Genomic DNA, 10,872 nt, shown 5'->3' with positions numbered 1-10,872 from the left:
CGTCTGTCCTCGTGAGCCGGCTGCGCCGGCTCCCATGCCCGGGCGGGCAAGCCCGCCCGACGAGTTAACCTGTGCGCCAACCGCTTACGCGGTTGTCTTGGATCGCATTGTCGCGGTTGGTGTTTCGGTATCCGCACCGCTGACGCGGTGCCGCGGTGGTGACGTTGTGTCCTATTGTGCCGTTCAGCATTGCGCTGCAACCGCTTTCGCGGTTGGCGCCACCGTTTACGCGGATTACCTTGCTGTTCAACGTCATACCGTCATACTACACGTTCTCTCCGAATCATGCTGGTTTCCAACACTTTCCGCGCGATCTATTTTCGGTACTTCGCGCCGGACGGGAGGGGGGATATGACGGTGCCCCGCAGGCGGGGCCTGCGGGGCACGGGTTAGGGCGGCACGCTGAACGCGCGCCACGGGGGGTTTAGCGGCGCCCATACACCTTGCGCAGGGAGGCCACCGCACGCCGGTCCTGGCGGCGCTGGCGGCGCACCGCGCGCTGGTGATCGCCCTTATCGGTCGGCAGCCGCCACGACCCCGTCCAGGCCGTCAACCCCGGCCGTCTTGGACACCTCAGCCATGGTCATCACTCCCCTCGTCGAGAACCCCAGGCCCGCCCCACTGGCGTGCCCAACACCACAGACCCTACCGGCGACCACCGACACCGCTGGACACCCCAACAGCCTCCCGCAGCGCCATCACCCGCCGCTGCCGGCTCCGCGAATCCATCCACACCAGCGAGCTGTACGCCTCCACGATCGACGCCAACACCAACTCATCACGACGACCCAACCCCGCCGGCGAACAACGCAACCGATACGCCAACTCCCGCAGATCAGTTGGGTCCGGCCAACACATGTCCTCAACCGTCACGAAGCCGCACGGCTGACCGTTCACCGTTGCCCTCCCCTTGGGTGGCCACGCCATCATCGAAGCGCAGCGAGCACGCTGGCCCGTGCCGCGGGCTCACCCCGCCACCGGCGGCAGGCGCAGACCCCCATGGGAGCTGTCGTGATGTCGCGGCGAAGTCGTCACGCTCGGCGATCTCCCCGTTGATCATCGCCAGCGCTTGGTCGATAACCTCGGCCAGGGCCAGCCCCGCCTCCGATGCTTGCGGCGCTAACACGCGGTGAGGGCGGGCGACATACACCGACACAGCGAGCCACCGCTGGCCGATATTGGCCATTTCGACGTGCAGGTTGAAAACGACGTCGATCCCGTCGAGCACTCCCTGGCCGTCGTAAGCCGGATCTATGTCCAAGCTCAGCCACCGCACGTCAGCACCCGCTACTAGCCCTTGCACCTGTAGCCAGCTCGCCCCGGACGGGTCGCTTTGGAAGACCTGCAGCATCAGCTCGTGCAACGTGTACTCCGCTTCGCACTCGCCGGCCAACCGTGCCAACATGTCGGCGATTTCGGCGCGGTTCGCCTCGCGGTCCCACCACTGCTGATACAGGCTAGGGTCGCGTGATACCACCAGCGGAGCGACCAATGCCTCCGCGCGTGGTGATTCGGCGACGTCTACGCCCTGGCTTTCCCCGCGGGGCGACCCCAGCCATTCCTCGAGCACCTCGACGAGGGCTGCCGCCCGGTCATGGATCGTCTCGCGCACATCGAAGTTGTGCTCATCGTGGGAGCGATAGGCAGATTCGCTGTAATCGCTCAGATCGCAGTTAGTAGGGCAATTTTGGTCGCACTCATGCATGACGTGGATGTCGTCGAACGAGGCCCGTAGCGCCGCCACAGCGGCGACCACAGCTGCCGGTGGGGTCGGTGCACTCATCTCAGCCCCACTCATTGCTCAGCCCCACAAGCTCGGCACGCTCAGGGGATTCCAGCACGGTCACGGTGTACAGGGCATCCACGTCTCGGCCAATGCCATGGCCGTCGCCCGTGTACTCCCGCAGCTGCTCCCACAGATGCTCGAGGTATTCGAAGGGCTCCACTTGAACCTTCTCGACCTGTTCGGACTCGTGGCCATCGCTGTAGGTGTTCTCCACCTTGATCTTCAAATGCACTGCCACACTGGGCTCCTCGCCCACACGTGAAGCGTCCGTACCGGCGAACACAGCCGACGACAACTCGGCCAAATCCTCCAGTCTGGCTAGCTGGTCCTCGTCGAGCGCAGCGGCACGCTCGCCCGCCAAACGGGCGATCACTGCCGTGCCGAACACCGGTTGCCATCGCCCGTAGCGGATCGCAATCATGGTTGCCACGACGTTGAGTACGCCAGCCAACGCCTCGCTGTCGTCCAGGTCCACCCCAACGATCGCCTCATCGTCTACCCACATATCGAGCCGATCATCTAGCGAAATCACGTCATACAACGCGCATCCGATTTGCTCGCGAAACAGCGCCCCCGCACCTTCGCGCTCATCCACGATGAACGGCACCCGCGTCACCGTCCGATCAAGGCCCACCTTCAGCACCACCGGTGCATCGCTAGCAGTCACAACACTCCCCTTTCCCGGGAAACATGGCCCTGCCCCAACGGCTTGGCCAACACGACGAACGTTACCGCGCCCCACCGACACCGAAACGAGCACGAGCACGAGCACGAGCACCGACGACAGCAACCATCGAGCGGTGCCCGCCGGCGACAGGGGAGGTAGCCAGCGGGCACCGGAGACGCGCGCACAGCTGCCGGAGCGGGAATGTTGGGGTTCACCGGCGCGCGCTGCGCGGCCCAGTTAGGAGGCGATCGCCTCCTCGTCGTCCTGGACCTCGGCCAGAGTCCGGCCGGCTCTCAGGATCCTGTCTACCGCTGTGAACACCGCACGGACGTGGTTGTCCGTGACCTGCTCGTCACCCAGCCAATGCTGGATGTACGCGCGTGACTCCTCCGGCGCCCACGCGTTCAGCTCGAGTTCGTGAGCCAGTAGGTAGGCCACCGATTCAGCCTGAAATTCGCCGACCCCCCGGCTGCAGGGGCTCACACCCTCGTCGCCGCCGGTGGTGTGCCCGAGCATCACATGCCCCAACTCGTGGAACATGGTCTTGAGCGGGAACTTCGCCACGGGATTGATCGCGACCGTCCGCTCGAAGCTGTACCCCTGGCAGTTGCCGTCGATCATCGCGTAAGGCACCTGCTCGATGTTGAGAACGGCCAGCGCACGCTGTGTGTCCCATGCGGGCAACTCGGGCCATTCGATGTCTGGACCCACCGTGTTCGAGTAGGGGAATGTGCTGCGCCGCAACACGAACCGCGTGAACTTGACCACCCGGTCACCGGTCTCGGCGTCCTTTTCGTAGACCGGGCGCGGATGCCGCACGAATCGGGCGCCGCCCTTGACCGGGATACGGCCCAGCGCCTTCCACACCTTGAACGGCGCGCACGGCTCGGTGACGCCTTGCGACCACAACAGCAGCTGGTTGGCCAACGAATATTGGTAAAAGCGGCAGTAGGTGTCACCCAGCCGGCCCGGCATCGTCATCGCTTGTTCGAGCAGCGCGCGCCAGTCGATGTCGCCATCCTTGTCGACGGCCGCCGCCGGAACCCGATCGATCGTTGCTGCAGTCATGGCACTCCCCTTCCGGGATTTCGGGGCCCGCCCAGCTGGCTTGCCCTACACCAACAACACTACCGAACCCCACCGACAACGCCGAACGAACAGCGATAACCCCTATCAGCGCACCGTGATGTCCACCACCACCACCACCTGGGGAGATGCAGCGAAGATTGACCAGAATCGCCGAGGTACTTTGACAGATACCCGGCGTGTCGCGTACCGGTGTCAAACTAGCTGCCCGCCGAAATCGCCACTCTCCCGGAGCAATTACCGCTCGGCATGCCTGCGCGACCTGTTGTTAAACAACACTGGCCACGTTGTCAATCTTCACTGCATATCGACAACAAGAAAAGTGGGTGCTGCGAACCTGTTTCGACCACACCCCACCCCTGTGCCGGGTGGAGGCTGACACGGTCGACGCATAGTGGTGGCCGACCGTGTCACGGGCCGGCCACCACTATCCGACAGGGCGCTAGCTCTCCTCGACGTCCACTACGTCGTGCTCCTGGATCGCGTTTGCCAACAGCGGACCGCGCAGCTCCGCGATCGCTTGCTGCGCCATCTGATCGGTCACCTCTCCCGCAGCCGCGTCGGCGCTGTGGGACGACACAGGGATGCGAAGCCGGATGGTTGCGTCCACCTCACACACCCACTCCCGCAACCGCGGCCGCAAGCCCTGAGACAGCATGAACCGGTCAAACCGTTCGCACAGGTCGTTATCGTTCGCGTACTCGTGCGCTGCGTCGACGATGCGCTCCAGCCGCGCCTGATGCTCGGTGAGCGCCAAGCGTGCCGCCTGCGCCTCCCCTCGAGCCCGCCGAGCTGCCCAGAACGCGCCGGCGAGCGCCGAGGCCCACGCCGGCATCTCTTCCTCCGCCGGCACCGGATCACCGGACACCTGAACCTCCGACACCGCGCCGACCACCACCACCGCGCAACCGTCGAGCCGTACGACCGCACACTGGCGCTCCGCGTCACCCACCGCGGAGTCCTCGATTACCAACCACCCTGGCACCGGTCCATCGACTAGCGGCGCGAACACCACCGCGCCCGACTCGACGCCGGCCGCCAACGCCTCCGCGACCGACCGCGACACCGCGGCTACCGAACCCTCAACGACAGCAGTCACTGCTTTCCCCTTTCCCTGGGAATCGTGGACCAGTCCGAATGACCAGCCCCACAACTGCGATTTTACCGCCGAACACCGACACCCATACGACGAAACCAAAACGCGCAGCAACTATTTCGGAACCACCACGGCTTACCAGCCGTCCTCGTCCCAGGCCTCACCCGCGTAATAGGGGTCCCAATCAGCCGGCGCCATCGCCGGATATCGCCGGTTAATGTCATCCATCACCGGCTGAAGCCGGACGGCATACGCCTCATAGTGGTGATCGCACCGGTAATAGGCATCCCCACTCCCAGAGAGCGTCGAGCGCGCGAAGACCTCGCCCTCGCAGCCGTCCGGCCCAGCCAAGCATTCACCGTCGCCATAAACCGCCATGATGTTCCCCTTCCGAAACAAGTGAGCCCGCCCCAATGGCTTGCCCCAACACCAGTGACACTACCGTCGCCCACCGACAGACAAGAAGAAGAAGAAGAAGAAGAAGTGTCGAGATGCGGCGAAGATTGACAGGACACGCCTGCCTACTTTGACAGGACTTCGGCGTGTCGCAAGAGCTTGTTAATCTTCGTTGCAAAAGCCCAGTTCAGCCTAGTTCTGTGCGAACCGCGTGATTGGTGTCACCTAGCGGCAGCCGCGGCCACTAACGGCGGCGGACAGCATCTAAGGCGGCTGAGTGCGCTGCCGGGGAAGATCCCTCGCGATGTCCGGTAGTGACGCCGTCGACCTCCGCCGACCGGATTCGGCTACAGCTACTGGTTCACGTGTGCCGGCTGCGGCGGCCGCGTCGAGGTCGAGGCCGACCTATTCGAGCTGCAGTGCACCGGCTTCTCGGTGTGCGCCTGCGGCACCGCCGTCGACGTCACCGACCTATCCTCGACACTGCGCCACACCGAAGATATTGCACTGCAGACCGATTCAGTCTGTCGGTTAGTCTGGTATCACAGCGGCAGATACGAGAACTGGCCCGATCTGGAGGCCTACACCGCCGATGTCACCGCCATGGCGATGCAAACGGCGGGGCGTATTAGCATTCTCGACCCCGACAGGATTATCGCGACCAAACTGTCGTTAGCCGTGCACCTGGGCACCTACGAGGCCACGATCGAAAACCTTCTGCGCAGACTCGACAGACCAGGACTGTGCCGATCTCTCCGAGACGAGGTACTGCACCGGGTCGAGATCGCGCTCCCCCATCCAGACGACTTGCACTTTAAGGTCACCGACGAATTCTGCACCATGTTCAATGACGTCGAGCTGGCACAGCTGCAGGCCCTCGGCGCTCGCGCCGTCCGGTACGTCAACCTCCACGAAGCCATCGGATCGGTGCCCCTGGCGATCGACCCCGTCCTAGTCTGCACGGTGTCGACCATCGAACTTCCCGTTGCCGAGTCCACGCTCGCTGAGATCGCTGTCTGGTCGGAATTGTTGGGCGTGCGAAAGAGAGCGTCGGTCGTCACGACGAATGGCCGCTTGGCATCACTAGCTTCGCATCGATTTGTGCGGCAACAGTTTAGCCATTGCCTAAATCAGAACCGCCGGAAATACAACCTCCTACGTCGGTGGGCTGGCCGTGGGTGATGCTCAGAGCTAGTGACTCGCCACCGACGCACCCGATCGGCACCCCGGAGCTGGCCGCCTCCTGGTGCTACAACTGATCTGGGTCGATCGACGGGGAGGGCGGACGCGTCATTTCAGCGTTTAAAGAGTTGCAGGAGGCCGGGCACCTCGGTGAAAAATGCCTGGCCATCGTCGAAAAGCTCTTACGGGAGGAACTGCGCCGGTTCCTCCCGTTGGCGCACTTGGAGTTCGAGGACGTCGTGCAGGACTTCCTCGTCGATCGCGTGAGGCCCCTCACTGCATCACTGCTCGGCCAGGCGACGAACGACGACTCGCTTGCAAAGCTACTGCGAACTTCGATAAGGAATTGGTTGATCGATCGCGCAAGGGAAACCGGCATAGGGCATATCCGTCGCACTCTCGAGAAGGTGCTAAACACAGCGTCGGATTTTGAACGCGTTGCCGCCGGCCAAGACGGTGCCGGCCGATGGCGAATCGCGGGCAGCAACGCTGCACCGTGGGTGGGCAGCATCGCCGACCTCACCGCCACGGCGTGGAGCGTGCGCGAGGTCCGGGTACCGAAGTGGTCCAGCGCCACGCGGCGCGCGCCTCTCGCGGACCGCGACTCCTTGGTCGCGATCATCGATGCGGTACTGGCTACGGCTGGCGGGAGCTTGGAGATCGCGCAGTTAGTAGCCGTGTTCGCCAATCGGTTCGCCGCGGCGCTGGACCCCACCGTTGCGTCGATCGACGATGACGACCACCCGATCGATGTCGCGGCTACAACGCTCGACCCCGAGGAGACCCTCATCGCCGATGAGGTTGCGTTGGACGTCGCGAGCGCCGCAGCCGAGATCGCCGGCCGGCTCACGGCCACTGAGCGCGAGATCGTGCCGATGCTGCACGACAGCGCTGCCGTTCGGCTCAAACTGGGAAAGGGCCGTACGCAAAGCGCCGCCTTCACCGCCAGACTGAAGGCCAGGATTCGCGAACTAGCAGGTACCAGTGGCGATGCCGAAGACATCGTCCGGGAGGTGATTGCTCTATGCGGCGTATCCGATGCCGGATGACCCCGGACATGAGTCGTCAGACTCGACCACAGGGGACCGCCCACCCCCAGCAGATGCGAAACGGAGCAACCACGTGAGCAAGCGTGCGACGGCGCAAGATTTACTCGAACTGGCTCGTCGCGCAGCAGCCCCACAACTGTCTTCTGCGCGACGTCGGGCGCGCTTCGGCGACACCCGCGATCACCCGATACACCCCGGACAGATCTGGCGAGCATCATGGGATGACATACGCAGGCTAGTCGTGATTCGCCAGATCGAAGGAACAGAGTTAGATGTCATTCCGCTGACCGTGGACCCGTCGGCCGAAGACGCTGATTGCTTCGTGCTCGATGACAGGTCAACGGCATTCGGCACCGACGCCACCCTCTGGGCGGGACTGAGCACCACCCTGCCGATGCGGGTCCTCGACGAGATCATTGACGAGCTAACGGATGGAACGTCGGCCTGGGCATCGGATCCCGATTCGACGAGCCTCCCCGACGGTGTCCGCCGCGGCCGCGCCCCGTCACACCCGTTCGAGACGTCGATCCAAGTCAGAGCCACGATCTCCGACGACCTCATCGCGTTGCGGTCCAGCCCGGCATTGCCGGTTGCGGGCGACGGCGATAGCCAGCCCGTCCCCACGCTGGCGTCGATACTCGGAACGAACGTCGATCTCGAGGTGCTCGTGTCTGCGCTGTCGCCGTTGGGTCTGGACCAGCCGGCAGTCATGAGCCTACTTCGGGGCAAACGGCCGGTGTCCCCGCAGATCGCGTCGGCTGTTGCCAGGGTCACCGGTATCGACGAGGCCGTAGTCGCCGGGGCCGTCCAACCGCTGCCCGCCCGGTTCGTCGAGGAAGTAGACCATCCTCGGTGGCGCCAGGTCTGGCGCGCGCACACACAACGCGCCGGCGGCCGCGAAGAGGACGCCCGCCTGGCGGCCAGCTATGAGATGTTCGCTCGGGCAGCACGTCAGACCGGCGCCCAGGAACCCGACTGGCGGGCCCGCTTGGCACAGTTCCGCATGCTGGCAGAACCTTACGGTGCCCCGTGATGCGCGGCATGTACACCACAGAAGCGCAGGCACAGGCCAAGCAAATGGAGGCCGTCGCCGAGCGTATCCGCCCCGGCACCGTCGCCCGCTTGCGCACGGATCCGCTCGGTGAATTGGAGCTTTGGCACGATGTCACAGTCATCGAGATCGACGAGTCGTCGGACGGTTCGGGATGTTCCGTTGCCGGCAGCTACCAGCCGAACCCGGCTACGCTCGTCGTGACCAACTCTCTGTCGTACGCCCGCCGCGGGTTTACCGCGCTCCACGAACTCGGCCACCACCTGCAGCAGACCGACATCGCCCTCGGGAACACGGTGTTCGGATACAGCAATCCGGACCTGTTCGAAGAGGAGGCCTGCGACGCGTTCGCCGCCGGTGTCCTGCTCCCCGATGACGAACTGCGCACCCGAATAGGCCCACGTGGACCGACCGCACAGGACGTGGTCGATTTGTACAGCCTGCACTCATCGGCATCGAGGGAAGCGTGCTGCGTGTGGGCTGCCCGGCATCTCCAGGGCGCCGGAGTCGTCGTGCTGCTCGACAGCGTGGGCGTGGTGCGCTTCGCCGCACCGAAGAGTTTCATTCCGCCGGCGAAGAACTCCGACCAGTCACACACCCCGCTGATCGAAGCGGCACTGAGAAACCTCCGAGCCGGAGCCACCCGCGACGAGACGCACGTCAGCTACCGCAACGGCGGGAGGAGCGACACCGTCTATGGTCAGGCACGGTGGTTCGACGCGAACTACCTCGTCGCCGTGCTCGCCTCCGACAAAGCCGGTTGGAAACCACTGGCACTACCCCGGCCCGACACCGGCGGCGCCGGCGGCGCGCGATCGTGGACGTGCGAGACCTGTGACGACTCGTTCACCGTCGCTGACCACTGCAGTCGGTGTGCCGAACCGCGGTGCACGCAGGGTCACTGCGGATGCCACGTCGCGCGCGCCAAGAAGGACAAAACGTGCCCCAAATGCTTTCTGACCCTGCACCCGTCTCGGTTCGACCCCGGCAGCGAACTGTGCCGGGACTGCGTGTGATCTGGCGAAAGGCTCTACCCCGAACGATTCGGGAGATGTGACGTCAGATCCCCCCGAAAGGGTCACGAGGCCCTTCGTTCCATCGAGGAGACGTCATGCCCTATCGCAGCGCGATCACCGGTCGCTACATCAGCAAGGCGGCCGCAGCCCGCCATCCGAGGACCTCCGTACGGGAATCACCCGGCACTAGCGGCGGACCCGGCGCGCGCTACCGCAGCGCCGTCGACGGTCAGTATGTCCGCGCCGCCGAAGCCGCCAGGAATCCCAAGACCACGCTTCGCGAGAAGGCCTGACGGTGGCGTCGCCAGGGACCGCACTAAGCGTCGATGACGCTCTTGCCTCCAACACGGTCGTCGGCCCCGGCGGGCAGACTCGAACGGTGTCCGAGCGCGTTGCCCGGCGGGTTTGGGTCGCGGCGGGTGGGCGCTGCACCATCTGCAACCGCTACCTGCTCGACGACGAGACCACCGGGCAGGACGTGATGATCGGCCAGCTCGCGCACATCGTCGGCTGGTCCACCGCCGACGGGTCCCCCCGAGGCTCAGAAAGCCTAGCGGTGGAACTGCGCGGCGAAGCCGACAACCTTCTACTGCTGTGCTACGACCAGCACAAGGTCATCGACGACAAGTCGCTGTGGGCCGTGTACGACGCGGACACCCTGCGTGCGATGAAGCGCAAGCACGAGTCCCGGGTGCGGGGCCTGACCGCGATGGGCCACGATAGATCGACCACGGTGCTCCGAGTCATCGGCAACATCCACGATCAGGCGGTCGATCTGACCGATGCCCGCATCCGAGAGGCCCTCTTCACCCGCAACCGGTTCCCCGACTGGGCCCTTCGCGGCGCCGACGAGTACGAGGTCGATCTGCGCCCGCTGCCCGGTGAACGCGACGGCACCTCCGTCTACTGGGCCTCGGCGCACGCTCACCTCGACGAGCGCCTCGACCGCCTGCGCACCCTGGTCGCCAAGGGCAGGGTCACCCACCTGTCGGTCTTTCCGCTCGCCCGCATCCCGGTGCTGATCCTGCTGGGGACGCTTCTCGATGACACCGTCCCCGTCGATCTCTATCCCAAGCGGCGCGACGGCGACGAAGGTTGGGGATGGACTGCCAGCGCGCGCGACGTCGGATTCCACTTCACCAGGGTCCGGGTCGGCAGCAACCGAACAAAGGTGGCACTGCTGGTGTCGGTGTCCGGGTCCGTCGACCGGAACCGGCTCCCGGACGAGATCGACGATAGCTACACGATCTACGAACTGCGGCCGGCGGACAGCCTGCCCATCCCCGGGCTCATCGGGAGCGCGGGGTCCCTCGACGCCTTCAGCCGAACCTGGCGCGAGGTCCTGGCCGCTGTCGAGGCCCAGCACCCCGGTGTCCAGGCGATCCCGACGTTCTCCGCCGTACCTGCCGCCGCGGCCGTCAGCATGGGACGCCACCTCATGCGTGCCGCCCACCCCCCGCTGCACATCTACGACCGCGTCACTGGCAGCACCACCTACCAATTCACGACATCGACAGCCGAGACAAGCCGCTGAGGGGCGCTA

12 protein-coding genes are annotated in these 10,872 nt (G+C 65.0%); 6 read left to right on the top strand and 6 right to left on the bottom strand.

Features of this window, described 5'->3' with window-relative positions; all coding sequences use genetic code 11:
* Window positions 1-645: 645 nt before the first annotated feature.
* The 6 genes from BN973_RS29565 to BN973_RS29535 all read right to left on the bottom strand — a co-directional run bounded on the left by BN973_RS29565 (window position 646) and on the right by BN973_RS29535 (window position 5,013).
* A complete protein-coding gene (locus tag BN973_RS29565) occupies window positions 646-858 on the bottom strand; it encodes a hypothetical protein (RefSeq protein ID WP_232232264.1) in 213 nt (70 codons plus the stop codon).
* A 4-nt stretch (window positions 859-862) separates the two neighbouring features.
* On the bottom strand, window positions 863-1,783 hold the full coding sequence (locus tag BN973_RS30190; protein ID WP_139830016.1) for a hypothetical protein: 921 nt from the start codon (window positions 1,781-1,783) through the stop codon (window positions 863-865).
* Window position 1,784: 1 nt separating this feature from the next.
* Window positions 1,785-2,453 carry a DUF3846 domain-containing protein gene (locus BN973_RS31925; protein WP_231122313.1) on the bottom strand — a complete coding sequence of 223 codons (669 nt, stop codon included), beginning with the start codon at window positions 2,451-2,453 and terminating at the stop codon, window positions 1,785-1,787.
* A 237-nt stretch (window positions 2,454-2,690) separates the two neighbouring features.
* A complete protein-coding gene (locus BN973_RS29545) occupies window positions 2,691-3,521 on the bottom strand; it encodes a hypothetical protein (RefSeq protein WP_036473965.1) in 831 nt (276 codons plus the stop codon).
* 460 nt (window positions 3,522-3,981) lie between these two features.
* Window positions 3,982-4,638 carry a hypothetical protein gene (locus tag BN973_RS29540; protein ID WP_036473963.1) on the bottom strand — a complete coding sequence of 219 codons (657 nt, stop codon included), beginning with the start codon at window positions 4,636-4,638 and terminating at the stop codon, window positions 3,982-3,984.
* Window positions 4,639-4,770: 132 nt separating this feature from the next.
* A complete protein-coding gene (locus BN973_RS29535; RefSeq protein WP_051641717.1) occupies window positions 4,771-5,013 on the bottom strand; it encodes a hypothetical protein in 243 nt (80 codons plus the stop codon).
* 453 nt (window positions 5,014-5,466) lie between these two features.
* Between BN973_RS29535 and BN973_RS29530 the strand changes: the two genes are divergently transcribed.
* The 6 genes from BN973_RS29530 to BN973_RS29505 all read left to right on the top strand — a co-directional run bounded on the left by BN973_RS29530 (window position 5,467) and on the right by BN973_RS29505 (window position 10,863).
* Window positions 5,467-6,213: a hypothetical protein gene (locus BN973_RS29530; protein WP_036473957.1), complete on the top strand. Its 747-nt coding sequence runs from the start codon at window positions 5,467-5,469 to the stop codon at window positions 6,211-6,213.
* A gap of 128 nt (window positions 6,214-6,341) precedes the next feature.
* Entirely contained in the window at window positions 6,342-7,262 is a 921-nt protein-coding gene (locus BN973_RS29525) for a hypothetical protein (protein ID WP_036473954.1), read from the top strand.
* Between the two features lie 241 nt (window positions 7,263-7,503).
* On the top strand, window positions 7,504-8,295 hold the full coding sequence (locus BN973_RS29520; RefSeq protein ID WP_036473952.1) for a hypothetical protein: 792 nt from the start codon (window positions 7,504-7,506) through the stop codon (window positions 8,293-8,295).
* Window positions 8,295-9,329 carry an ImmA/IrrE family metallo-endopeptidase gene (locus tag BN973_RS29515; protein WP_036473950.1) on the top strand — a complete coding sequence of 345 codons (1,035 nt, stop codon included), beginning with the start codon at window positions 8,295-8,297 and terminating at the stop codon, window positions 9,327-9,329. Before BN973_RS29520 ends, BN973_RS29515 begins: the two co-directional genes overlap by 1 nt.
* 95 nt (window positions 9,330-9,424) lie before the next feature.
* Window positions 9,425-9,622 (top strand): hypothetical protein, encoded by a 198-nt coding sequence (locus tag BN973_RS29510; RefSeq protein ID WP_036473945.1) that lies wholly within the window; start codon window positions 9,425-9,427, stop codon window positions 9,620-9,622.
* An 86-nt stretch (window positions 9,623-9,708) separates the two neighbouring features.
* On the top strand, window positions 9,709-10,863 hold the full coding sequence (locus BN973_RS29505; protein WP_036473939.1) for an SAVED domain-containing protein: 1,155 nt from the start codon (window positions 9,709-9,711) through the stop codon (window positions 10,861-10,863).
* The last annotated feature ends 9 nt before the right edge of the window (window positions 10,864-10,872 follow it).

It is taken from the genome of Mycobacterium triplex (assembly GCF_000689255.1).
In the GTDB taxonomy this organism is placed as follows: Bacteria; Actinomycetota; Actinomycetes; order Mycobacteriales; family Mycobacteriaceae; genus Mycobacterium; species Mycobacterium triplex.
This window is presented reverse-complemented; position numbering and strand designations above follow the sequence as displayed.

Coding starts and splice junctions, on each gene's coding strand:
- BN973_RS29515 (WP_036473950.1), top strand. CDS start 8,295: ATGCGCGGCATGTACACCACAGAAGCGCAGGCACAGGCCAAGCAAATG.
- BN973_RS30190 (WP_139830016.1), bottom strand. CDS start 1,783: ATGAGTGCACCGACCCCACCGGCAGCTGTGGTCGCCGCTGTGGCGGCG.
- BN973_RS29565 (WP_232232264.1), bottom strand. CDS start 858: ATGTGTTGGCCGGACCCAACTGATCTGCGGGAGTTGGCGTATCGGTTG.
- BN973_RS29535 (WP_051641717.1), bottom strand. CDS start 5,013: ATGGCGGTTTATGGCGACGGTGAATGCTTGGCTGGGCCGGACGGCTGC.
- BN973_RS29545 (WP_036473965.1), bottom strand. CDS start 3,521: ATGACTGCAGCAACGATCGATCGGGTTCCGGCGGCGGCCGTCGACAAG.
- BN973_RS29510 (WP_036473945.1), top strand. CDS start 9,425: ATGCCCTATCGCAGCGCGATCACCGGTCGCTACATCAGCAAGGCGGCC.